At 62.7% G+C, this 24,325-nt stretch carries 20 protein-coding genes; 18 read left to right on the forward strand and 2 right to left on the reverse strand.

Translation table 11 applies throughout. The features are described 5' to 3' along the window. Positions 1-3: 3 nt before the first annotated feature. The 13 genes from WC585_RS15480 to WC585_RS15540 all read left to right on the forward strand — a co-directional run bounded on the left by WC585_RS15480 (position 4) and on the right by WC585_RS15540 (position 14,274). The gene (locus tag WC585_RS15480) at positions 4-1,404 is read left to right on the forward strand and encodes a glutamate-1-semialdehyde 2,1-aminomutase (protein ID WP_373258785.1); all 1,401 of its coding nucleotides are present in this window, start codon (positions 4-6) and stop codon (positions 1,402-1,404) included. Further along, positions 1,404-2,219 carry an SDR family oxidoreductase gene (locus tag WC585_RS15485; RefSeq protein ID WP_373258787.1) on the forward strand — a complete coding sequence of 272 codons (816 nt, stop codon included), beginning with the start codon at positions 1,404-1,406 and terminating at the stop codon, positions 2,217-2,219. Before WC585_RS15480 ends, WC585_RS15485 begins: the two co-directional genes overlap by 1 nt. Continuing rightward, a complete protein-coding gene (locus tag WC585_RS15490) occupies positions 2,216-3,487 on the forward strand; it encodes a lipopolysaccharide biosynthesis protein (protein WP_373258788.1) in 1,272 nt (423 codons plus the stop codon). The genes WC585_RS15485 and WC585_RS15490 overlap by 4 nt, the downstream gene beginning before the upstream one ends. After that, on the forward strand, positions 3,484-4,425 hold the full coding sequence (locus WC585_RS15495) for an NAD-dependent epimerase/dehydratase family protein (RefSeq protein WP_373258790.1): 942 nt from the start codon (positions 3,484-3,486) through the stop codon (positions 4,423-4,425). The genes WC585_RS15490 and WC585_RS15495 overlap by 4 nt, the downstream gene beginning before the upstream one ends. Positions 4,426-4,427: 2 nt before the next feature. Continuing rightward, positions 4,428-5,882, forward strand: coding sequence for a hypothetical protein (locus WC585_RS15500; RefSeq protein ID WP_373258791.1), 1,455 nt, complete (start codon positions 4,428-4,430; stop codon positions 5,880-5,882). Between the two features lie 149 nt (positions 5,883-6,031). After that, on the forward strand, positions 6,032-7,135 hold the full coding sequence (locus tag WC585_RS15505) for a phytanoyl-CoA dioxygenase family protein (RefSeq protein WP_373258793.1): 1,104 nt from the start codon (positions 6,032-6,034) through the stop codon (positions 7,133-7,135). Between the two features lie 37 nt (positions 7,136-7,172). Then, on the forward strand, positions 7,173-8,510 hold the full coding sequence (locus WC585_RS15510) for an oligosaccharide repeat unit polymerase (protein ID WP_373258794.1): 1,338 nt from the start codon (positions 7,173-7,175) through the stop codon (positions 8,508-8,510). Then, entirely contained in the window at positions 8,503-9,441 is a 939-nt protein-coding gene (locus WC585_RS15515) for an NAD-dependent epimerase/dehydratase family protein (protein WP_373258796.1), read from the forward strand. Before WC585_RS15510 ends, WC585_RS15515 begins: the two co-directional genes overlap by 8 nt. Further along, a complete protein-coding gene (neuB, locus tag WC585_RS15520; RefSeq protein WP_373258797.1) occupies positions 9,438-10,484 on the forward strand; it encodes an N-acetylneuraminate synthase in 1,047 nt (348 codons plus the stop codon). Before WC585_RS15515 ends, neuB begins: the two co-directional genes overlap by 4 nt. Before the next feature lie 2 nt (positions 10,485-10,486). Then, positions 10,487-11,614: a UDP-N-acetylglucosamine 2-epimerase gene (gene neuC, locus WC585_RS15525; protein ID WP_373258798.1), complete on the forward strand. Its 1,128-nt coding sequence runs from the start codon at positions 10,487-10,489 to the stop codon at positions 11,612-11,614. A gap of 2 nt (positions 11,615-11,616) precedes the next feature. Then, positions 11,617-12,237: an acetyltransferase gene (locus WC585_RS15530; RefSeq protein WP_373258800.1), complete on the forward strand. Its 621-nt coding sequence runs from the start codon at positions 11,617-11,619 to the stop codon at positions 12,235-12,237. Then, entirely contained in the window at positions 12,234-13,709 is a 1,476-nt protein-coding gene (locus tag WC585_RS15535; RefSeq protein WP_373258802.1) for an aminotransferase class I/II-fold pyridoxal phosphate-dependent enzyme, read from the forward strand. Before WC585_RS15530 ends, WC585_RS15535 begins: the two co-directional genes overlap by 4 nt. 4 nt (positions 13,710-13,713) lie before the next feature. Further along, entirely contained in the window at positions 13,714-14,274 is a 561-nt protein-coding gene (locus WC585_RS15540) for a sugar transferase (RefSeq protein WP_373258804.1), read from the forward strand. A 23-nt stretch (positions 14,275-14,297) separates the two neighbouring features. Here the strand turns inward: WC585_RS15540 and WC585_RS15545 are convergent, their stop codons facing one another. Beyond that, positions 14,298-16,238 carry a UDP-N-acetylglucosamine 4,6-dehydratase family protein gene (locus WC585_RS15545; RefSeq protein ID WP_373258805.1) on the reverse strand — a complete coding sequence of 647 codons (1,941 nt, stop codon included), beginning with the start codon at positions 16,236-16,238 and terminating at the stop codon, positions 14,298-14,300. Between the two features lie 289 nt (positions 16,239-16,527). Between WC585_RS15545 and WC585_RS15550 the strand changes: the two genes are divergently transcribed. The 4 genes from WC585_RS15550 (at position 16,528) to WC585_RS15565 (ending at position 21,383) form a co-directional block, all read left to right on the forward strand. After that, a complete protein-coding gene (locus WC585_RS15550; RefSeq protein ID WP_373258871.1) occupies positions 16,528-18,720 on the forward strand; it encodes an AGE family epimerase/isomerase in 2,193 nt (730 codons plus the stop codon). Positions 18,721-18,831: 111 nt separating this feature from the next. Continuing rightward, positions 18,832-19,626 carry a tyrosine-protein phosphatase gene (locus WC585_RS15555; RefSeq protein ID WP_373258807.1) on the forward strand — a complete coding sequence of 265 codons (795 nt, stop codon included), beginning with the start codon at positions 18,832-18,834 and terminating at the stop codon, positions 19,624-19,626. Between the two features lie 20 nt (positions 19,627-19,646). Next, positions 19,647-20,342 (forward strand): polysaccharide biosynthesis/export family protein, encoded by a 696-nt coding sequence (locus WC585_RS15560; RefSeq protein ID WP_373258808.1) that lies wholly within the window; start codon positions 19,647-19,649, stop codon positions 20,340-20,342. Positions 20,343-20,345: 3 nt separating this feature from the next. Next, entirely contained in the window at positions 20,346-21,383 is a 1,038-nt protein-coding gene (locus WC585_RS15565; RefSeq protein WP_373258809.1) for a M48 family metalloprotease, read from the forward strand. A 4-nt stretch (positions 21,384-21,387) separates the two neighbouring features. On the opposite strand, the gene WC585_RS15570 is transcribed toward WC585_RS15565, so the two are convergent. After that, on the reverse strand, positions 21,388-21,765 hold the full coding sequence (locus WC585_RS15570; RefSeq protein WP_373258811.1) for a hypothetical protein: 378 nt from the start codon (positions 21,763-21,765) through the stop codon (positions 21,388-21,390). Between the two features lie 204 nt (positions 21,766-21,969). Between WC585_RS15570 and WC585_RS15575 the strand changes: the two genes are divergently transcribed. Continuing rightward, positions 21,970-24,243, forward strand: a complete 2,274-nt coding sequence (locus tag WC585_RS15575; RefSeq protein WP_373258813.1) for a GumC family protein — start codon at positions 21,970-21,972, stop codon at positions 24,241-24,243. Positions 24,244-24,325 lie beyond the last annotated feature (82 nt).

Below are 24,325 nucleotides of genomic sequence, written 5' to 3' on the forward strand. Positions count from 1 at the left end.
CCGATGACGACCGACCCTGATCCCGTTTCCAACACTCAGGCCGATTTTGCGGCCCTGCGTGCCCGGCTGCACAGGGCCATTCCGGGTGGGGCCCACACCTATTCGCGCGGTGACGACCAGTTTCCGTCCAGCGCGCCGCCTGTGCTGACCCGCGGCAAGGGGGCCTATGTCTGGGATACCCACGGGACGAAGTATCTGGACTACGGCATGGCCTTGCGGGCCGTCACCATCGGCTATGCCGACGACCGGGTGAATGCCGCCGCGATCCGCCAGATTGAAAACGGCGTGAATCTGACGCGCGCCACCGAGATCGAGCTCGAGGCGGCCGAGCTGATCTGCGACCTGATCCCCTGTGCGGAGATGGTCAAGTTCGGCAAGAACGGCTCCAACGTAACGACAGCCGCCGTGAAGATTGCACGGGCCTATACCGGCCGCCGCTACGTCTGCGTACCGCGCCAGCATCCCTTCTTCTCGTTTGACGACTGGTTCATCGGGGTCACGGCGATCAAGCGCGGCACCTTGGCGGATCAGGCTGCGACGACCCTGGTATTCGACTACAACGACCTTGGCTCGCTGAAGGCCCTGTTCGACCAGTACCCCGGCCAGATCGCGGCGGTCATGCTGGAGCCCGCGACGCACATCACCCCCTGCCCCGGCTGCCCGACGCAGGCGCAGTGGCCGAAAACGCCGTGTTCGGCCTGCCCTCAGAACCAGGGCAACTTCCTGCATCAGGTCAAGGCGCTGGCCCATGCGGAGGGCGCGCTGTTCATCCTGGACGAGATGATCACCGGCTTTCGCTGGCACCTGAAGGGCGCGCAGCACTTCTTCGGGATCGAGGCGGACCTGGCTACCTATGGCAAGGCGATGGCCAATGGCTTTTCGCTGGCCGCCGTGGTCGGCAAGCGAGAATACATGCAGGTCGGCTCCATCGTCGAGCCAGGGATGGAGCGGACCTTCCTGCTGTCCTCCACCCACGGCGCAGAAATGCCGGCGCTGGGAGCCTTCGTCGAGGCGACGCGCATCAATGCCGCCGAAGATGTGCCGGGTCATCTGTGGGACCATGGCGCGCGGCTGAAGTCTGGACTGGCCGAGGTTGCGGCCAGGCATTGCGTGCAGGATCACATCTTCATGGAGGGCCCGGCCGTCGCCCTGAACTATGTCACCCGCGATGCCTCGGGCCAGCCCTCCCTGCCCATGCGGACCCTGTTCGCCCAGGAGATGCTGAAGCGAGGCGTCATGATGCCCTGGCTGGCCATCTCGCAGTCACACGGCGAAGCCGAACTGGCTCAGACGATGGAGGCTTTCGAAGGAGCGCTGGCCGTCTATGCCCGAGCGCTTGAGGACGGGGTCGAGAGCCATCTGAACGGGGCGGCGATCAAGCCCGTCTTCCGGACACACAATTGATGGCCGACGCACCGACATTCGCCCCTGTTCGCCTCGACGGACAGGTCGCCCTGGTGACAGGCGGCGCCGGGATACTGGGCCAACTGTTTTGCCGCGCCTTGGTTGAAGCCGGCGCCAACGTCGCCGTCGTCGATCTGATTGAAGACGCCGCCGTGGCGGTCGCTTCGGAGATCGGAGACCGGGCCGCGGGTTTCCGCTGCGACGTCTCCGATCCCGCCTCGGTCGCCGCAGCCGTAGAGGCTGTGATGGCCCGGTTCGGGCGGATCGACGTTCTGGTCAACAATGCGGCGACCAAGACCGCCGACGTTCGCGCCTTCTTCGAGCCGTTCGAAACCTACAGCCTGGACACCTGGCGCGAGGTCATGGGGGTCAACATCGACGGCATGTTCCTGATGGCCCAGGCCGTGGGCAAGGAAATGCTGAAGGCCGGACGCGGCGGGCGCATTGTCCAGACCGCCTCCATCTACGGGCTGGTCGGCCCTGACAGCCGCATCTACGAAGGCTCGGACTATCTGGGCGGTCCAATCAACACACCCGCTGTCTATGCGGCGTCCAAGGCTGCTGTCGTCGGGCTGACGAAATGGCTGGCAACCCATTGGGCGGACAAGGGCATTCGCGTGAACTGTCTCGTTCCGGGCGGGGTTTCCAGCGGGCAGAACTCCGTGTTCGGAGACAAATACTCCGCACGCGTGCCGATGGGCCGGATGGCGCGGGGCGAGGAGATGTGCCCGCCGCTGTTGTTCCTGGCCAGCGAGGCCTCTTCCTATGTGACCGGTCAGGTTCTGGCCGTCGACGGCGGCTGGACCGCCTGGTGACCGCCGCCGTCCCGGAGGCGAACCGCGACTTCTATCTGGTCTTCGTCAAACTGATCGATGTGGCCGCGCGGGCCGGCATCGTCCTGACCGCCGCCTATGGATTGCGCGTCGATCAGGCCGGTCAGTTCGGCCTGATCGCGACGCTGGTGGGTCTGTTCGCCTTTGCCTTCAATTTCGAACGTCAGATCGACATCCAGCGACGTGCGGCTGGCGAAACCGACGGAGTGATGGATCGCCACGTTACACAGGCACTGAAATTCTTCGCCTTCAACTGGGTCGTCATGATCCCGCTGTTCGTGTTGGCCGTCCTGTTCTGGACGCATGCGCCATGGACCATTCTTCTGATGGCGGTCGTGGTGGTGGTCGGCGAACACCTGTCCAATCAGGTTTACCAGTATGCCCTGATCAACCCTCGCTATGCGCCGATGCTGGTGGTGGTGGCTGTCAAGAATGCGCTTCTGGCTGCGATGATCCTGGGTGCAGCGGTCTTCATGCAGCCGATGTTCAACCTCGGCTATGTCATGATGGTCTGGACGATCGGAGCCGTGCTGTGCACGGCGGTTCTGGCCATCATGTTCGTGCGTTTCAGAAAGCCAGCGCCCAAGACGACTGGGTTCGATTTGGGCAAGGACATATTTGGCCAGCACAGGGCCTCGATGACGCATTTTCTGATCGGGCTGATCGCCATTCTGGTGCTCCAGTTCGACCGCCTCGCAGTCGGGGGGCTTCTCACCCTCGATCAGACCGGGCTTTATTTTCGCCATGCCCTGCTGGTCTCACTGGCCTACCAGATGTTCAACATCGCCTCATTCAACCGGATCACCCCAAAGGTTTTCGCCGCGGCAAAGACCGAGCCCACGCAGTCGCTGGCCAGGCGGGTGCTCAAGGAATATCGCCTCACCTTGATAGCGACGCCGCTGCTGCTTGCGGCATTGTGGCTGGCCGATCGACTGACGCAAGGCGAATGGTCGGCGCGTTTTCAGGTCGATCTGGCGCTCGTATCAGTCATGCTTTTGGGCTTTGTGCTGCGCGGGGCGGCTGATTTTGCGGCCCTGATCATGAATGCCAAACATCTGGAACGCTGGGTGCTTCACCGACAGGCGGTTGCATTTGCGACGGGCGGTGCTCTGCTGATCGGGCTGACCCATCTCTACGGTTTGTGGGGCGCGGCCTGGGCAATGGTCGTCACCAGCGGACTATACGCGCTCTTGAACTGGAGCGTCCTCCCAACGCTGAACGGTCACGTGGGCAAGGGCGAACACACATGAAGATACTGGTCACCGGTTCCAGCGGCTTTGTGGGCCACGCCTTGATGCAACATCTGTTTCAGCAAGGGCACGAGGTGCGTGGCCTGTCTCGACAAGCACGTCCTGACACGCTGCTTGGAGACCTGCTGGACCCCGAATCCCTCCTTTATGCTCTCGACCAGTTCCAGCCTGAAGTCGTCTTCAACATGGCGGCAGAGACCGACCTCAAGGGTCAAGCCGTCAACGGATATCGCGCCAATACCGAAGGTGTGACCAACCTGATGAATGCCGTGGCCACGTCACCTCAAGTGCGGCGGATAATCTGGGCATCGTCCCAACTGGTGCATCAACCAGGAAGCCAGCCGGAGTCTGATACGGACTACGACCCTGTCGGGGGTTACGGGCATTCCAAGGCCGAGGGAGAACGTCGCGTGCGGAGCGCCGACGGCGCTGGACGCGAATGGGTGATCGTGCGCTCCACCACCATCTGGGGACCGGGAATGAGTCCTTACTATACCGGCATGTTCGGACTGATCCGCAGGGGCCTGTATTTCCACATCGGCCGTCGGCCACTTCGCAAATCCTACTCCTACATCGAGAACCTGACGGCTCAGCTCAGCAGTCTTGCGACAGCCCCGACCGAGGCTGTCCATGGCCGCACCTTCTATCTGGCCGACAGCGACCCGATCGAACTTCGAGCCTGGGCCGACGGCTTCGCAGACGCCTTCGGTCGTCGCATCGCGACGCTTCCTCTGCCTCTTGCCAGAGCCCTGGCATTCGCCGGAGACATGGCCAGCCGTCTCGGGCTGCCTGCGCCCCTCACAACGCCGCGACTGAAGAACATGCTGACCGAGTATCTTTACGACACCTCTCCCATCGAGGCCGTTCATGGCCCGACGACCATCCCCAATGCCGAAGGCGTGCGCCGGACGGCGGCCTGGTTCCTGGCCAAGGAGTAATCGTGAAGCACGTCCTGATCTATGCGATCTTTCGCACCGAGCCCTGGTGGACCCATGTCGGGCGCAACATGGGCATGGATCGGATCACGGTCCTGACCGACACCCGTGGGCGCGGTGACCGTTGGGTCACGGACGATTTTTATGATGCCTATCGGCGGTTCAAGGCCTCTGGTGCCAAGGCGTCCGGGCTAATGACAGAGGCAGAGATCGCCGATGCGATCGCGCGCTGCCGTGTATTGCGCTGGCTACCCACGGATCAGGCTAGAGCCATGGTCCTGGCGATGGCCGAGGCCATGGACAAGGCTCTGGAAGACATACAGCCCGACGCGATCGTCAGTCTGCCGATCGACAGCTACGTCACTGACATGCTGGAGCGAATGGCCAAGGCGCGAGGCATTCCGTACTTCGAACTGACCGCCAGCGCCCTGCCAGGCATGAGCATGTTGCTGTACCGGGGCCAGTTGGTGACGACGAAACATACACCCGAGGCGTCCGCAGTGGCAGCGCGCGTGGCAGAGATCGCAGACCCAGAATTCGCGCCTCAGTATGTGCAGAACGCCAAGATCTTCACCAAGGCCAAGTTCTTCCGCACGCAGGCGTACTTCCGGCTGAGAGGCGCCTTCTTCAGTCTCTATGCCAAAGCCATTCGTGACCCATTCAACCTGCGTTGCCTGGATGCGCAGATGTGGCTGGGTCACAAGGCGAGACCGTCGGACGCGCGGGTCGTGGACATGGTCGAACACGATTGGCAGACGAAGCTGGACACCTTCCCCAAGAACCGCCGCGTCCTTTTCGGACTGCAAGTCTTTCCCGAGGCGGCTATCGACTATTGGCTCGACGACCTGAACCTCGTCGATCAGGAACATGTGCTGACCGATCTGGCGCAACGCCTGTCCGAGGCGGGCTTCCAGATTGTCGTCAAGGATCATCCTCTGCAGTTCGGTTTCCGGCTGGCGGCGTTCCTGGAGCGGCTTCAGACCATCCCCAATGTCGTCCTGGTTCCGTATGAGGTCACTGGTAACGCCATGCTGGCCCAATGCGGCGTAAGCGTCACCGCAACGGGCACATTGGGGCTTCAGGCGTCTTTGCTGGGCAACGCCTCGGTCACCGGCTTGGCCTATTATGTGGTGGACGAAGACTTCCTGGTCCTGCGAACGATCGAGGATCTTGCTGAGATGCCGGACCGCCTCCTGAGGGCGTCCGCCCCCCGTTCACTTGATGACCGACAAAGCCGGATCATCACCCACGTTCTGAAGGGGAGTTTCGACGGCCCGTTCATGTCTCTGTTCGGTTTCAAGTCAGACAAGCCGTCTGACGCGGCCAGCCAGATGGGTCGTGAGTTGGGTCGACAGATGCGGCTGTTGGGCCCTGAAGGCGAGGATTGGCACAGGTCAGGTTTGCATGCGTCAGGCACGGGTGCTCCGGGCTCTCCGCTGGGCCGAAAATGGCCAGTTTAGGTCTCGCTGCGAGGTTCAAGCCACGCTTGACCGGCGGCGCGGCCATTGGCTAGAGCCTGCGCCACTTGTCATGGAGCCCCATCGTCACCGGTTGGGTTTCAGTCTAGAGTTTTTACGTCGGGTCTCGGCCCTCGAGAGGATCGGATTGCATGGACGGCGAGGGCTACAGATTGGTGGAGCCTGACGCAGCCATCGTGGCTCTTCCGGAGCAGGCCTGGCGTCCTGACCTGGTCGATTATGCGGCACATGATGCCTATCGTGATCTGGCCGTCAGACCGAGCCTGGCGAACAGGATCGGTGGTCTGTCCATCTTCCTGTCCAGCATGGCCGTGTTGCTGATCAAGCGACTGGTCCGCTACGAGATGATACCCAACGACGTTCGATCCGACGCTACGTTTGGCGGTCGCGCAAGCATGGTCGGACACGCCTTGAAGAACATGGTCGCGCGCCCCCCTGCGCGGTCCGCTCGCATAATGCGGGCTGATCCCGGTACGGGCCATCTGGGCCGCGACGGGATTCATGTTGTGACCATGCGTCCCAAGGACTTTGCCACGCTGGACGAAGTTGCTAGCCCGCAGTTCGAGGTCCTGCGCAAACGCCGGGAACAGCGGGCCGGAAAGAAGCGGGCGTTCGAGGAATCGCGTGGCCGAACGACACGGCGCGAGCAGATGGCCCTTTTCGATGTCATCGAGCGCGTACTGACAGACGCCGGTATCATGGATGTCGCCTCGGCCTACATGCAGCGTCCAGGCAAGGTCATCGACGTCAATCCCCAGATCAACGACGCCAGCGACACCTTCTGGAAGGATATCTTTCCTGACACACCACCGTCGGAACTTCCGGGGTCGGCCTATTGCCATCGCGACGCCTCCGGCGGCGACCTCAAGGCCATCATCTACATGACTGATGTGGGGCCAACGAACGGCCCGTTCAGCTATGTCGTCGGGTCACATCGGATGCAGATCAGCACTGTTGACGATCTGATCTGCGAGGCAAACGATTCCAACGGCCTGGCCGGAACAGACGCGGTGTCGCGCGCGCGGTTCGCCGCCCTGCCTGCCAAGTTCAGGCAAAAGGGTAGCTTCGGCAACGATCTGCTGCCCACTGCGCCCCTGGCCCAAGACATCGCCTGCGGCCTGTGGGCCATTACCGCTCCAGAGGGGTCAATTGTGCTGTTCGACACCAAGGGCATCCACCGGGGCGGTATGGTGGAAAGCGGTGAGCGCCGCGTCATTACCTGCGTCATAGGATGACGAACCCAGCCGCTCCAACGGGACGTCGGAATACTCCATGAAATTTCACCCCGCCGTCCTGATGCTGATCGTCTGGTCGGTCTGCGTGGTCATGTTCTACGTGCTGCCGTTCCAGCTCGAGAACAGGGTCATGTCACTCTACGGCCTGCTGATCCTGTTGCTGTTCATCGCGGCCTACTGCTTGGGGGCGACCGCAGCATCCCGCCGCATGGTCCAGCGTCCGATGCCCATCGATGTCGCCATCGACTTCCGCATGACGGACCGCATTCTGGTCACCGCCTCGGCCATCGCCCTGGTTGCCTGCATCATGGATGTGCAGGGGCGCGACCTGTTCAACCTCATCGATTCCTATCAGGTCCGGTCAGACCGGGCGGGCGGTTTGCTGAGTGCGGCGGAGTCGGCAAGTACCGTGTGGTTCCAGATCGCCTTCATCACATCTCCGGCGGCCTACATCTATCTCGTCCGTGAGATTACGTTTCGGCCGAGACCTATACTCTGGCGCACCGCCGTGTTTGGTTTCGGGCCGATCCTGATGGTGTCGCTCTCCGCCGGGGGACGTAATCCACTTTTCTACGCCATGCTGGTGACTGGCTTTTCATACCTGCTGCGCAAGCACGTTTTCGCCAACGGCGTGCCCGGAGCCAAGGTCTCGGCACCAAGACGGAAGCGTAGGCCGATCTTCAAGCTTAACACCGCGTCACGCGTTCTGATCGGCGTTCTGGTCGCCTGTATGACCGTCTATTTCGCGCGGGTTTTCATCGTCCGGGCCGATGTCGTCGGGGGCGTTGACGCCATGTTCGGGATCGCCGGTTCGTCGTGGGGAGTAAACTTCAACGGCCCGCTCGCCGACGTCTTCTTCACCGTCTTGGGTCCGGATCTGACCTATCTGGTCTTCGTCTTCGTCTGGTATGTGGTCCAGGGCTTCGTGATGTCGAACACCATCTTCACCAGCTACGAAGGCCCGATGATGTGGACCGCCTATGGCATCGACATCTCATCGGCCATTGTGCGTCGGACAAACAGCGACTTCCTGGCTACAGGATTTGGCCATCTGCTGAGTCTGAATACCTACGGCTTCCTGCCCTCTGCCTTCGGGTCGCTGTTCGTCGATTTCAAGTTCCTGGGACTTCTGCCCTGTTTCCTCTGGGGCTGGCTATCCGGCGTGGTCTACAAGAAGGTCAAGCAGGCTACCGATCCTCGGTGGTTGCTGGCGGCACCGATCGTTGTAATCGGCATCCTCCTGAGTGTCATTAATACGCCCATCGGTTTCTCGAACGGGCTGGTGACGCACCTTTGGCTGATCGTGGCCTTCATGTCGGCCCGCGTTATGCGCTGGCGTCCTGCTGTCACGCCGACGGGGCCTGTTCGTGGCTGACCGATCCGATCGACACCTGCTGATCACCGGGGGCAACGGGTTCCTCGGGCGCGCTCTGGCTGCCGATCTAAACAATAGGGGGTGGCTGGTACGGGTCACCATGCGCCAGGTGGTGCCGACGCAGAACGGCATCGAAAGCGTCGTCGTGGGCGACATGGCCCAGGCGATCGACTGGTCTGAATCCTTGAGGAATGTGGATTGTGTGATCCATACGGCAGGCCGCGCCCACCAGACGTCCGCTGCCGATACTCAGGATCATGCGGTTTTCCGCCGGACCAACGTGGATGCCACCCTGGCTCTGGCTGAGCAGGCTGCCGCTGCCGGCGTGCGACGCTTCATCTTCATATCTTCGGCCCACGTGAATGGCGGGGCCACTCATGGTCGTGGGTTTCGGTACGACGACGCACCGCAGCCAACCGGCCCCTATGCCCAATCCAAGCTGGACGCCGAGCGCGGCCTGGCTGAAATCGCGAAGCGAACGTCTCTGGAGATCGTTGTTCTGAGACCGCCATTGATCACAGGGCTGGGCGTCAAGGGCAACCTCGCGACCCTGTATCGTGCCGTGCGTAGGGGGTGGCCACTGCCATTCGGCAGCATCAATCGCAACCGGCGCGACCTGGTATCTTGCGGCACTCTGGCAGACCTCGTCCACGTCTGCATTGATCACGACCAAGCTTCTGGCCAGACGTTCATGGTCAGCGACGGGCGTCCCCTGTCCACACGTGCTCTGGTTCAGTCCATGGCCGACGAGATCGGGGTACACCCCAATCTGTGGCCCATGCCGGAAGCCTTGCTGCGACTGGCGCTGAAGACCGCCGGGCGTGGGCGCATGGCCAGCCAGTTGACCGAGGACCTGGAGATCGACATCTCGCACACATGCCAGCGTCTGAACTGGACCCCACCGACAACTGCAGCGGACATCGAACGATGACGGTCTTCATCATCGCCGAAGCGGGCGTAAATCATAATGGCGACGCCGACCGAGCGCTGGCCATGGTCGACGCGGCCAAAAGCGCCGGGGCGGATGCGGTCAAGTTCCAGACCTTCTCTGCCGACAAGCTCGCTGCGCCGGGAGCCGAAAAGGCCGACTACCAGAAGCGCGAGACCGGTGAGGGTGGCCAGCACGCCATGCTCAAGGCGCTGGAGATGTCCGAAGACCTGCACCAGCGCCTGATCGCCCGTTGCGCCGAGGTTGGCGTTGAGTTCATGTCCACGCCTTTCGACGAGGAGGCTGCGGACTTTCTCGTGTCTCACGGCATGCGCCGGATCAAGGTGCCGTCGGGCGAGATCGTCAACCACCCCTTCCTGAAGCACCTGGCACGGCTGGATCGCCCCTTGATCGTGTCGACCGGCATGGCGACCCTTGATGAAATCGTCGATGCAGTCGCGGTGATTTCGCAGGGGCGGGCAGAAGCGGGACTGACAACGCCACTCGCGCAAATGCTGACCATTCTGCACTGCACGTCCAATTATCCGGCGGCACCGTCCGACGTGAACCTCAGAGCCATGCGCACGATCGCCGAGGCGACGGGCCTGCCAGTTGGCTATTCAGATCACACGCTCGGGCTGGCGGTGTCCACGGCGGCGGTTGCCCTTGGGGCCACGGTCATCGAGAAACATTTCACCCTGGACGTCACCCTCCCCGGACCCGATCACCGGGCGTCGCTGACCGTCGAGCAACTGGCCGATCTGGTTCGGCAGATCCGCGACGTCGAGGTGGCGCTTGGCTCATCGGTCAAGGCACCGACTGAGGCCGAACTGCCTGTCCGCGCCGTCGCCAGGCGTTCCGTAACGGCCCGCAGCACGCTGCCTGCCGGTCATGTGGTGACGCTGGATGACCTCATCCTGCTGCGTCCTGCCTCGGGCATAGCGCCCCGCTATCGGGACGACGTCATCGGGCGGACGTTGCGGCACAGTGTGGATGCGGGTCAGCCCCTGATCTGGGACGACCTGTCCGGCGAGGCCCCGGACTGAGCATGCGCAAGGTCTGCTATATCTCCGGCACCCGAGCCGATTTTGGTCTTATGCAGTCGACCCTGGCCGTGATCCGCGGCCACGCGGACCTGTCGCTATCCATGATCGTGACGGGCATGCATCTGTCGCCCGGTCATGGCCACACGGTCGAGGAAATCGAGGCGGCTGGTCTGGACATCCAGGCTCGTGTGCCGGTGCCCCTGATCCCGGCGACGGGCGCGACGATGGCCCGCAATATCGGGACGATGGTGACGGCCTTCACCGATGCGCTGGAGGCCATCCGTCCTGACATCGTTCTACTCCTCGGCGACCGGGGTGAGATGCTGGCCGGGGCCATCGCAGGGCTGCATCTGAATATTCCAGTAGCTCACATCCACGGCGGCGAACTGTCCGGCACGGTCGACGAGCCGGTGCGACATGCCATATCCAGGCTCAGCCATCTGCATTTTACGGCAACCGAAGGCTCGCGCGATCGGCTGATGCGTATGGGCGAAGCCCCAAGCAATGTTCATGTGACAGGTGCACCCGGTCTGGATGGTCTGACGGATTTGACCCTTCCGAACCGCACCGCCATCGCACAGAGCCATGGCCTCGACCCGTCGCGACCATTTGCCCTGATGGTCTATCACCCCGTCTTGCAAGAGGCCGACGCGGCGGCAGATCACACTCGTCACATCCTCGAAGCTCTGGCTCGGGCCGCTGTGCAGGTTCTGGCGCTGATGCCCAATGCTGACGCCGGTGCCGAGGGTGTTCGGCAGGTGTTGAAGATGCAGGAACGACCGGGCGTCGTCGTGAAGACCCATCTGGCCAGGCCGGATTTCATCGCTGCCATGGCTGCCGCCGACCTGATGATTGGAAACTCCAGCGCCGGCATCATCGAAGCCGCCAGCTTCGGCACACCGGTGGTCAATGTCGGCCCGCGTCAGAACATGCGTGAGCGCAATGCCAATGTGGCCGACGTCGACAGTTCGCCAGTCCGTTTGGCCGAGGCCATCGCTGCGGCACTCGATCAGGGTCGCTTTCCCGCGCAAAACATCTATGGCGACGGGCAGGCGGCGAAACGCATCGCCGACCTGCTGGCATCCGCGCCTCTGGGGCCGACGCTGATGATGAAGGTCAACGGATACTGAAGATGATCCATCTGATCGGGACAGGTGGCCACGGCAAGGTGGTTCTGGACGCGCTGCTGGCGTCGGGCGCAGACCTGTCCGACATCGTGGCGCGAGATGGCGCGACCGAGCGCGAAGGCCTGTCATGGCTGGGCCTGAGGATCGCCGTCCCGGAAGTCGTTGCCGCCATGTCCGGCCAGGCCTTTCACGTGGCCGTCGGCTCGGGGACAGCGCGTGAACGCCTGACCAGAGTTGCGACCCAGAGTGGGGCGCGAGCGGCCACCGTCGTCCATCCCGCAGTCACCATTTCACGGTTTGCAGAGGTCGGTGCCGGCGCGTTTCTGGCGGCCACCTGTGTCGTCGGGCCTGACGTGCGTCTCGGTCTTGGCGTGATCGTCAATCACGGCGCGATCGTCGATCATGATTGCGAAGTCGCGGATTTCGCTCATCTTGCACCCAACTGCGCGCTGGGCGGCGGCGTTCGCATCGGAGCCCGCGCCCTGATCGGTGCAGGTGCCGTCGTACTGCCCGGTCTGACCGTCGAAGCCGATGCCATCATCGGTGCCGGTGCCGTGGTCACGCGCGACGTCCTGGCCGGACAGACCTGGACGGGCGTTCCGGCCTCTCTGAAAGACCCTGCATGACCGAACTTAGTGACTTCAGCGCCGCGCGGTCCGCGACCATCCGCGACGCTATGGCGACGATTAACGCCTCGGGCATGCAGATGCTGCTGCTGGTCGATGACGAGGGTAGGTTCCTTCGCACCGTCACGGACGGCGATCTGCGACGCCTGCTGCTGAATGGCGCTGAGATGGGCGATACGCTGGAGATGTTGCCGCCGCTGTCCTCCGTCACCGCACCGGACGACACCAGCCGCAAGGCGGCGCTGGCCCTGATGGATCGGCACGAGATCAATCATCTGCCGCTTATCGATGGCGAGGGCCGGATTGTCCGTGTCCTGAACCGGCGCGATATCGGCACGCCTATCCTCCTTTCCACGCCGCACATGGGCGAGGCGGAACTGCATTTCGTGGAAGAGGCCTTTCGCACCAACTGGATTGCGCCCCTGGGCCCCAATGTCGATGCCTTCGAGCGCGAGGTCGCTGATCTGGTCGGCGTCGGCCACGCCGCCGCCCTTTCATCAGGCACTGCCGCCATACACCTGGCGGTGCGCATGCTGGGCGTGAAGCCGGGAGACAAGGTCTTCTGCTCGACCCTGACCTTTTCGGCCTCGGCCAATCCGATCGTATATGAAGGTGGCGAACCGGTCTTTATCGACAGCGAGCCGGGTAGCTGGAACATGTCGCCGGTCGCCCTGGAGCGCGCCTTCGACGCGGCAAAGGCCGAAGGCTGGGCACCTCGCGCGGTGATCGTGGTAAACCTTTACGGCCAGAGCGCCGACATGGATGCTCTGGTCGAAATCTGCGACCGGCATGGTGTGCCGATCATCGAGGATGCCGCCGAAAGCCTGGGCGCACGGTACAAGGGCAATCCCTCGGGCATTTTTGGCAGGATGGGCATCTACTCCTTCAACGGCAACAAGATCATCACCACCTCGGGCGGCGGAATGCTGGTGTCCGACGACGAGGAACTGATCACCCAGGCACGCTTCCTGGCCACTCAGGCCCGCGACCCGGCCCCGCACTATCAACACAGCCAGATCGGCTTCAACTACCGTATGTCGAACATCCTGGCGGGTGTCGGTCGCGGACAGCTTCAGGTTCTGGGTGAACGTGTCGAAGCACGTCGCGGCGTCTTCGAGGCCTACCGCGACGGCCTGGGCGACATTGCCGGCCTGGAGTGGATGCCCGAGCCCGACTGGAGCTATTCGACCCGATGGCTGTCGACCCTGACCATCGACCCGGCCATCTCAGGCGTTTCCGTCAGCCAGATCATTGCTCGCCTGGCCGAGGAGATGATCGAAGCCCGGCCAGTGTGGAAGCCCATGCACCAGCAGCCGGTCTTTGCCGGATGCCGTCACTTCGCACACGGCAACGATGCCGTATCCGACCGAATATTCGAGACCGGCCTGTGCATGCCCTCGGGTTCAAACATGACACCTGCCGAGATTGAGCGGATCATCGGCGTCATGCGCGATGTGCTGAAAGTCCGCTGACGCCATGAAGCGCCTGTTCGACGTCCTCATGGCTGGCTCAGCGCTGATCGCTCTTGCGCCGGTCATGGCTGGTGTGGCCGTGGCGGTCCGCCTGACATCGCAGGGCCCCGCGATCTACTGGTCCGACCGGGTCGGGCGCGACAATCGCCTGTTTCGCATGCCCAAGTTTCGCTCGATGCGGATCGATACGCCGCCTGTGGCGACCCATCTGCTGGCCGACACACGGTCCTGGCTGACGCCCATCGGCGGATTTCTGCGCAAGAGTAGCCTGGATGAGTTGCCCCAGTTGTGGAGCATACTGGTCGGGGACATGTCGATCGTCGGGCCAAGGCCTGCCTTGTTCAATCAGGACGATTTGATCGCACTACGGACCGAGCACGGGGTGCACCGTCTGCGTCCCGGCTTGACAGGCTGGGCCCAGGTCAACGGCAGGGATGAAATTCCGATTCCGGACAAGGTTGTCCTCGATCTCGCTTACCTGCATCAGCAGACGCTATTGCTGGACCTGCGCATTCTATGGATGACGATCGACAAGGTCATCCACGCCAAGGATATCTCGCACTGACGCGATCGGGATCTGCCAGAGCGTCAGACCTGACCAATGACCTCCGGCTGCGTCGTCGTCACAGCATCCGGCTCAACGGCCCGCACCTGCGCAAGCACATCGAAAACCATCGCCCGTGAGGCCGCACTATCGCCGGTCTTGGCTACTGTTTCGAGCGCACTGACGGTAGCTTGCGTCATTCTGGCACCGGCGATGCGGTCTGTGACCCGCATCAGACTGGGCCCGGCTGGCTCCGAGACCTCGCTTGAATCGACCAGTTCCTCGAACAGTTTTTCGCCCGGCCTCAGGCCTGTGATCTGGATCGCGATATCCTTGTCCGGAACCTTGCCGTACAGCCCAATCAACTGTCGGGCCAGGTCGATGATCTTCACAGGCTCGCCCATGTCCAGGACGAAGACGCCCAAGGGCCCGTCCGGCTGCCCTGCCGAATGCGCCGTGGCATGCAGTACCAATTGCACCGCCTCGGGAATGGTCATGAAATAGCGTTCGATCTCGGGATCGGTCAGCGTGACTGGTCCACCACGCTCGATCTGTGCCCGGAAAGTCGGCACCACCGAACCGGCCGAGCCCAGCACATTACCGAACCGCACGACGCTGAACCGCGTGCTGCCCACCGCCGTCTGCTGCGCCCGGATCACGCCTTCTGCCAGACGTTTGGTGGCTCCCATGACGTTGGGCGGATCGACCGCCTTGTCTGTCGAGATGAAGACCATGTGCTTTACGTCGGCGGCATTGGCTGCCTCGGCGACATTCCAGGTGCCGACGACATTGGTCAGCACGCTTTCGCACGGATGCCGCTCCATCAAGGGCACATGCTTCAGGGCGGCGGCGTGGAAGACGATGTCGGGACGCTCCGCCTCGAAGCAACTGGCCAGCAGCGACCGATTGCGGACGTCGTGCAGATATTCGGCCCGCGACAGCTCCGGCCAGCGATGGCCGATCTCCTGATCGATACTGAACAGACTGAACTCGGCATTGTCCAGCAAGGCCAGATGCGCACAGCCCAGGCTGGCGACCTGACGACAGACCTCTGATCCGATCGATCCGCCTGCGCCCGTAACAAGAACTCGCTTGCCTTCAACCAGCGTACGCAGGGGGCCGTCATCCAGTTGAACCGGAGGCCTGGCCAACAATTCCTCGAGCGCAAATTCGCGCAGGGCCGTTTCGTCGCCCTGGCTGCCTTCCTCGACCAGACTACTGATCCGCAGCAACTTGACACCGCGTAGACGCAGCTGTCCCAGACGCTCGGCACCGAAGTCCGATGGTTGCAGCTGGTCATCGACAAACACCATCGCCGGCGTCAGGCCGTGACCCAGCATGTCATCCAGCATTATGGCGGCGACGTCGACCGACTCCAGCACCTTGACCCCACGCAGTTCGCGGGCCGCCGCACCCGGGGTGTGCGTGACGATTCCAATGGGCTGGTACGTCTGTTCGCCGCGCGAAAGCTCGCGCAGGAAGGTGTCGGCCCGGCCCATATCTCCCAGTATAATCAGAGGCGTTCGACGCGACGCCCCCCCCAGGAAGGGGGCGATGGCAACCAGGGCTTCCTTGTCATGGATCATGCGCCTGAGCAGCACGAGAGCCAGCGTCATTCCGATATCGAGAACAGGTACGAACAGCAGCGTAGACCGCGGCAATGCCTCGCCACGGTCAAGCAGAAACGTGAGGGCCAGGAACACCAGCGTAGACAGTACCGAAGTGCGTATAATCGGTCCCACATCGACAATGGACACGTAGCGCCATAGCGCCTTGTCAGTGCGAAACAGGATATCCAGGGCAAAACCCAGAACCGCAAAACCCGCTGCGTAGAAAGCGGCATCCTGAAAGGCGGCCGCGATCGACGGAATGCCAAGAGCATGCCCAGAGGCGATCATATAGCCTCCGACCACGGCGGCGAAGCGGATGCCAGCGCGCGCACCGATCTTGAGGCCCCGAAGAAGCAGATTTGGCAGCTTACTCAAAATCGATCATCCCGGCCGCCGGCTCGACCCCGGCAACACCCTTGTTATGCCTTCAGGCGCCAACGGCGTGATGACGGCAACCAATTCCCATTCGTCGCAACGACCCGATCTGGTCTGCGTTCCGCGCCTTCTAATCGCTTCCCGAAAGACTGTCACTTGCCTGCCTCGGTTCGACGCATCGCGCGGAGTGCGCTTTTTTTACTGAACAAATCCGACCTGAAACAAAATTAGTCTAGACACGGGCAACGCGAACCGGCGTGGGGAAATGATGACCTTCTATCCAGTAATCATGTGTGGCGGTGCCGGATCACGTCTTTGGCCCGCCTCACGGCCCAGGCGGCCGAAGCAGTTTCTGGCGCTGGCTGGCAATCGATCACTGTTTCAAGAAACGGTCCTGCGTGTGGCTCCCATGATCGCCGGCCACCAGGACGAACGCCGATTGATCGTTGTGGCCGGGACCGGATATGCCGATGCGATCGCGGCCCAGTTGGCGGAGCTGGAGGTTTCGGCGACCCTGCTTCTCGAACCCGAGCCCCGCGATTCAGGGCCCGCGATGGCAGCGGCGGCGGCTCTGGTGGCACGGCGTGATCCTGAAGGCGTCATGGCGATCATTGCCTCAGACCATCACATTCCCGATGCTCAGGCCTTTCGCGACGCTTTGACGATCGCAGCCGTCGAAGCCAGGCAAGGGCGGATCGTTACGTTGGGAATCGCGCCCACCGAGGCTTCATCGGCCTATGGATACATTTGTCCGGCGGGATCAGGTCTGGTGGCTGTCCAACGGTTTGTCGAAAAACCGGATGCCGAGACAGCCGCCCGCTATGTGGCCGAGGGGTATTTGTGGAACAGCGGCAATTTCATCGTCAGTGCACAAACGCTACTGGCAGAAATCGACATCTACGCTCCCGAAATGGCCGCCGCCGCGCGGGCCTCGCTGCCGCCCGAACCAGATGACGACACTGTCAGACTGACCGAGGCCTTTCGCGCCGCGCCGCGCCTGTCGATCGACTATGCCGTCATGGAAAAAAGCAACCTCACCAGCGTGCTGCCCGTCGCTTTCGACTGGTCCGACCTGGGGGCGTGGGACTCGGTTCTGGCGACGGGCACCGGTGCCTCGGGCCTGCACATAGGCATCGACAGCGAGACATGTCTCGTCCGCGCGCCCGAGGGCATGGTCGTCGCAACCATAGGACTGAAAAATCTTGCTGTGATCGTGGAGCCGGACGCTGTTCTGGTCGCCGATCTGGGCCGGTCGCAGGAGATCAAGTCTCTGGTAGAGCGGATCAAGGCCGAAGCCCCGCATCATGCCGATGCACCAGACCTGCGTGAAGGACAGCCTTATGTCCGTTTCGCGGACTGGATGCGCACGGCCGCCCTGCCGCTGTGGTCGACCTTGGGCGTGGACGACCAGGGCGGCTTCGTCGAGGCGCTGGATCTGGACGGTCGGGCCGCGCAGATGAAGCGACGCGCCAGGGTCCAGACTCGCCAGATTTTCGTCTTCTGCCGCGCAGGACAGCTGGGATGGACCGGCCCCTGGCGAGCGCGGGTGGAGGCGGGGCTCGATCGTCTGTTCGACGCCTACGTCCGACCAGATGGCGCGATCCGCAACATGCTGGAACTGGACGGTTCCGTGCTGGACGACAGTGCCCCGCTGTATGAACAGGCGTTCGGACTGCTGGCCCTCGCTGCGGCACACGAGGCCGGGGTCATGGTCGAGCGATGCGAGACCCATGCCGGTATCATGCTGGAGACCTTGCTGGCGACCCAACCCTCACCGGGATCCGGCTGGCCCGAAGTCGGCAGCCATCCGTATCAGTCCAACGCCAACATGCACCTCTTCGAGGCCGCTCAGGCCTGGGAAGCCCGCGGCATCGATCCCCGCTGGTCGCAAATCACGGACCATATCGCCAACCTGGCCCTGACCACGCTCATCGACCCTCGAACGGGTGCTTTGCATGAGTTCTTCGACACCGACTGGAAGCCCGCCGCCGGCGAAGACGGCCGATTGATCGAGCCCGGCCATCAGTTCGAATGGTCCTGGCTGCTGTCCCAGTACGGGCGCACGCGCGACGACGCGCGCGCTGTGGCTGCTGCGCGCATTCTGTATGATCATGGAATGCGTGGGGTCGACCCGCGTCGGCTGGTCGCGGTGGACGCGCTGAATAAGGACCTGACCATGGCCACGGGGCGTGCCCGGCTCTGGCCTCAGTCGGAGTGGTTGCGGGCGGCCCTGAACATGGCGGCGCACAGCCAAGGCGAAGAACGGGAACTGCGCCTTGACGATGCGGCCAAGGCCATGCGGGCACTGCGGCGCTATCTGTCGCCAAACGGCACCTGGCGAGACAAGCTGGACGAGCACGGGACATTCCTGCCTGAAGCGGCCCCGGCAAGTTCTCTCTATCACATCATGGGAGCACTGGATCAGGTCTGCGTGGCGGGGCGTTCGGGCTTGCTGGAGGACGCACGCGCGGACCTGACCTGAACCGTAATGCCTTGAGTACGTTTGTGCACGGCCATGCCGATGCCACGCTTGCAAGATTAGAACGCGCTCCGGGCATCATGCTAATCCGGCGGCGACCTTAGGAATTCGATCGTGATCGATCTGCACTGTCATATCCTGCCTGGCATCGACGATGGAGCACCCGATCTGGAGACGTCGCTGGCGATGGCCCGCATCGCCGTCGCGGACGGGATCACCGTCACGGCCTGCACCCCGCACATGATGCCCGGCTACTACGACAACACCTCGGCAGGCATACGGGCCGCGGTCGACAGTCTGCGGATCGAGCTGGAGAAGGCGACCATCCCCCTGCGGCTGGTAACCGGGGCCGATGTCCATCTGATCACGGGTCTGGCCGGAGCCCTGCGTCGCGACGAGCGGCTGACGCTGGCCGATACACGCTATTTCCTGTTCGAACCGCCCCACAATACAGCTCCCCCACGCATGGCCGAGACCGTCTTCGACTGCATGGCCGCCGGCTTCCATCCCATCATCACCCATCCCGAACGGCTGCGCTGGATCGAGGAACACTATGACCTGATGGGTCAGATGGTGGATGCCGGGGCATGGATGCAGCTGACAGCAGGCTCAGTCACCGGCCGTTTTGGCAAACGCACCCAGTACTGGGCAGAGCGCATGCTGGACGAGGGACTGGTTCATATTCTTGCTACCGACGCGCACAATCTGCGTAGCCGGGCACCGGTGCTTTCGGAAGCCGCCGAGGCTGTAGCCGGGCGACTGGGCCAGGAGGCGGCGAATGACATGGTGTTGACCCGCCCCCTCGCCGTGCTGGAAAACGCCTCTCCCGCTTCTGTCCCGCCTGCTGTAGGACACCGTCGTCCGACTGCACGGTCGGGATTTTTCAAACGGCTGTTCAAAGCCGCCTGAGGTTCAAGGTCATGTCGCCCATGATGCGTGTGTTCCCGCTGGTTCTGTCACTGACAGCCGTGATCCTGTCCGCTTGCGCCGGCGGCCCGAAGATGGACGCCAGCCAGATGACCGCGGCACAGCCTGTCGATTCCCAGATCTTCTCACCTCTGGGGCAGGCGCAGGAGTATCGCATTGGGGCCGGCGACAAGCTGAACGTCCGGGTGTTCCAGGTTGAGGACCTGTCGTTCGAAGAGCTGGTGGTCGACACTTCAGGCGAAATTCAGATGCCCCTGATCGGCGTGGTGCGCGCCTCGGGTCGCACGCCCAACGAACTCTCGACCGATATTTCCGGACGTCTGGCCGCCCAATATCTGCGCAATCCGCAGGTCACCGTCACGGTGACCGAAGCCGCCAGCCAGAAGATCACAATCGACGGGGCCGTTACCAAGCCGGGCGTCTATGAGATGCGGGGCACGACATCACTGCTCCAGGCCGTGGCAATGGCCGAAGGGCCCACTCGCGTCGCCGATCTGAGCAAAGTCGCGGTGTTCCGTACAGTGAATGGCCAACGTTCGGTGGCCTTGTTCGATCTGGGCGCGATCCGTCAAGGACGCGCCGATGACCCTGCGGTGCGTGGCGACGACATCGTGGTGGTGGATACATCGCGCATGAGCGCCTTCATGCGTGACGTGATCGCGGCGCTGCCGGGTCTGTCCGTCTTCCGCCCTTACTAGGATATGATGCGGCCCCTCCGCCGCATCGAAGCCTTGCTGGCGCTCTGTCTGACCACAAGCGCAGCGGTGGGGTGTGGGCATACTGCGATCAGCCCCACCGTCGAACAGGCGCAGAAGCTCCCGGCCGACGCCGCCGCGTCGCGGCTCACGGCGCTCATAGCCAAGGACCAGCGGGTCGCGGAAATCGCGTGGCGTCTGGCCTTGAGCAACGCCGACCTATGCCCAGTCACTAGATTGCGCGCCGGATGGGTTCTCCAATCGGCCGGCCAGTACAGCACCGAATTGCGCCCTGTCGCCGAGAGGCAGTACGGCCTGCAAGGCGACCTGCCCGGCATCCTGTCGGCACCATTGAACAGTCCGGCCCGTGCCGCAGGTCTTCGACCCGGGGACCTCATCCTGGCCATAGAGGGTGAGCCGCTGAACTCCGGCGCGGGCGGTGGACGCGAGTCCTACGACGGTTTGCAGGCAAATATCGATCGTTTGAACTCTGCGGCCGTTATGGGACCGATGTCACTGACGGTCAGACGCAACGGCACGGAGCGCGCGGTTGCGGTAATGCCCGTGCAGGCTTGTGCCTACGTGACCCAGGTGGAGGTGCGCGACGATCTGAGAGCCTTGTCGGACGGCCGAACCATCTTTCTGTCAGCGCGTATCGTGGATGTTGCACAGGACGATCATCAGCTGGCCTTCCTTCTGGCCCACGAACTGGCGCATGCCGTGCTGGAACACGCCACAGTGCCGGACGTCCAGGGTGAGCGTGGCGCATTGAACACCAGCCTCAGCCTGCGCCGCGGCCTGTCCTCGCGCGCCGAAAGCGACGCAGACACCCTAGGCCTATACCTGCTGACGCGCGCTGGCTTCGACCCGCGTCTAGCGATGCAGTTCCTGAACGCCTACGCGGCGACGGCTCCCGGTGCCCGATATCCGCAGATCAATCTTCGCGGCGTCTACCCATCAATACCGGACCGTCATCGCGCGCTGGAGCCTGTGGTCTCCGAAATCATCGACAAACAGGCATCGGGCATGCCGCTGATACCCTGACGGGTCAGTGTTCAGGGGGATACCTCGACGCAAGTGCGATAAACAGCAGCCCGAGCAATGTTCCCGCAACGTCCGCGACGACATCAAGAACGTCGACATCGCGCCCTATCACGGGAAGCCCCTGTACCAGTTCGATGGCAACCCCCGCGACCACCATGATCAGCAACAGCGAGGTTGAAGACAGCCGCGGCCAACCCAGCCCGGTCAGAACCGTCAACACCATGAAGGCAAGTGCGTGATTGCCCTTGTCCCACGGCAAGCCGCCCGCGACCTCGGTAGCAGGTCGGAAAGCAAGCCAGGCCACGATCAGGGCAAGCCCCGCAGCACACACACGCAACGCCATTCGAAAGTCAGGCGAGCGGACGAGGTGGGTGTTGTTCACTGGCAACCAACATGAATCTGAAGCCTGCAGATTCGGCCTCGGAAGCGACACGTCTTGTCATCAAACTGGCCATCACGCACAAGGCCAACGCACGGTGCGAACGCCTGATTGGCGAATTTCGTGTGCGTGGCGAGTGCGCTTGGGCTATCAGCCCGAGAGTTTCAATGCGTGGTCAATGGCCACGCCAGTGCAAGCGGATACCATATGTCGGCCGACAAACCGTTCGTAGACGAGCGCATTACCCCGAGCCAGCGCGCACCTGCAGGCTTCGCTCCCGTCGGCATCCTGCAGGCGGACCAAGGCGGCTGGGCTGCCGACGAAGATGGGCCTCCCGTATTCGATCTGGCCGCATACTGGCGTCTCGCTCTGAAACACCGCGTTCTGGTGATCGCCTGTTTTCTTTCGGCCCTGGCCATTGGCGCCGCCCTCACCCTGTTGATGACGCCCATCTATACCGCTCAGGCTACGCTCCAGATCGACCGGGAATCTGCTCGGGTCTTTAATTCCGAAGACGTGACCCCGCGTGAGAACCTGAGCCAAGGGGAAGACTTCTATCAGACCCAATACGGCCTGCTTCGCAGTCGCTCGCTCACCGAGCGCGTCGTTGACAGCTTGGGTCTGGCCAGTTCCGATCAGGCGCTGGCCAGCCTGGAAGTCACCTTGCCCGATGGCGAGGGAAGCGCTGCAGACCGGGCCCGTGCCCGTCGTGAACTGGCCATCAAGACGATACAGGACAATTTGAGCGTAGCCCCCATTCGCGGCTCTCGCCTGGTGGCCGTAGGCTACGACAGTCCCAACCCTGAAGTCGCCGCCCGTGTGGCAAATGCATTTGCGGAGAACTTCATCCAGGCCAATCTGGACAGGAAGTACGAAAGTTCCTCCTACGCGCGCGAGTTTCTGGAAGAACGCATCGCGCAGACCAAGGAGCGTCTGGAGGATGCCGAACGGCAGTTGGTCGATTACGCCACTGCCCAGCAGATCATCAACGTAGGCGACAATGAAGACGGATCCGGGGTTGGAACGACTCAATCCCTGACCTCTAACGATCTGGTGGCGATCAACTCGTCCCTGGCAGAAGCCAAGGCGACCCGGACAGCGGCCGAACAGCGCTGGCGTGCCGCCCAGGCCAGTTCTGTGTTGAACCTGCCCGAAGTTCTGGCCAATGGCTCGGCTCAACGGCTGATCGAACAGCGCGCGACCCTGACCGCCGAGTACCAGCAGAAGCTGAGCCAGTATCAGCCGGACTACCCGGAAATGGTCAGTCTGAGAGCTCAGATTACTGAAGCGGACGGCCAGCTACAGGCCCTGGCCAACAACATCCGCTCTTCGATCAGAAACCAGTACACTGTTGCGCTGAACAATGAGCGAGCCCTTCAAGCCCAGGTCAACGGACTCAAGAACGATGTCCTGGACCTGCGCGACCGGTCCATTCAGTACAATATCCTGCAGCGCGAACTCGATACCACCCGCACCCTCTATGAGGGTCTCTTGCAGCGCTACAAGGAAGTCGGGATCACCGGCGACATCACGGCGAACAACATATCCATCATCGACCGCGCCGTACCGCCCACCAAACCGTCCAAGCCCGACATGCTGATCAATCTGGCATTGGCCGCCCTGTTCGGGCTTGGTCTCGGTGCCGTGCTGGTCATCGCTCTCGAAGCGCTTGATGAAACGGTTGCCACACCTGACGATGTCGAGCGCAAGCTGGGCGTGCCTGTCCTGGGAGTCGTGCCTCTGCTTGCCAAGGGCGAAACCACGGCGGCGGCGCTGGCTGATATTCGATCAGGCTTCTCCGAAGCCTATTACTCGCTCAGGACTGCGCTGCAGTTCTCGACGCCCGATGGTGCGCCCGCCAGTATCCTGGTCTCCAGCGCCCGTCCTGCGGAAGGCAAATCGACCACGGCCTATGCCACAGCGCTTAACCTCGCTCGCGTCGGCAAACGGGTCCTTCTGGTAGACGGCGATTTGCGTAATCCCTCGATGCACCGGGTCGTCGGGGTCGACAACGAAAAGGGCATGAGCAACCTGCTGTCCGGTTCGGCCGATCTGGCCTCGGTGGTTCAGCGGACCCGCCAGGATACCCTGTTCTTTATCCCTTGTGGCCCACTGCCGCCCAACCCTGCCGAACTGTGGGGCGGCGACCGTGTGCGTCAGTTCCTGGCTGAATGCGGCAACAGTTTCGACCACGTCGTGATCGATGGTCCGCCGGTTCTGGGTTTCGCAGATGCGCCTCTGCTGGCAGCAAACGTGGGCGGGACACTCTTCGTGCTGGAATCCCGAGGCACGCGTCGCGGCCAGGCGCGCGGAGCTCTCAAGCGGCTTCGGGTTGGCCGCGCCCGCTTGCTCGGGGCGGTTCTCACAAAGTTCAACACCAAGGCCACAGTCTATGGCGGCTATGACTACGCCTATGACTACAACTACGGTGGGGACTCGCCCGAGGCGGAGGGGAACAAGTCCAAAGGCAAACGTCCTTGAGGGATCGGGTCGCCTCGCCGCCGGCATCTCCTCGCGCCAAGTCGCGTGGTGGCCCGGCTGGATGGGCCCCCTACCTGCTAAC

The sequence above is a fragment of the Brevundimonas sp. genome, assembly GCF_041648055.1.
In the GTDB taxonomy this organism is placed as follows: Bacteria; Pseudomonadota; Alphaproteobacteria; order Caulobacterales; family Caulobacteraceae; genus Brevundimonas.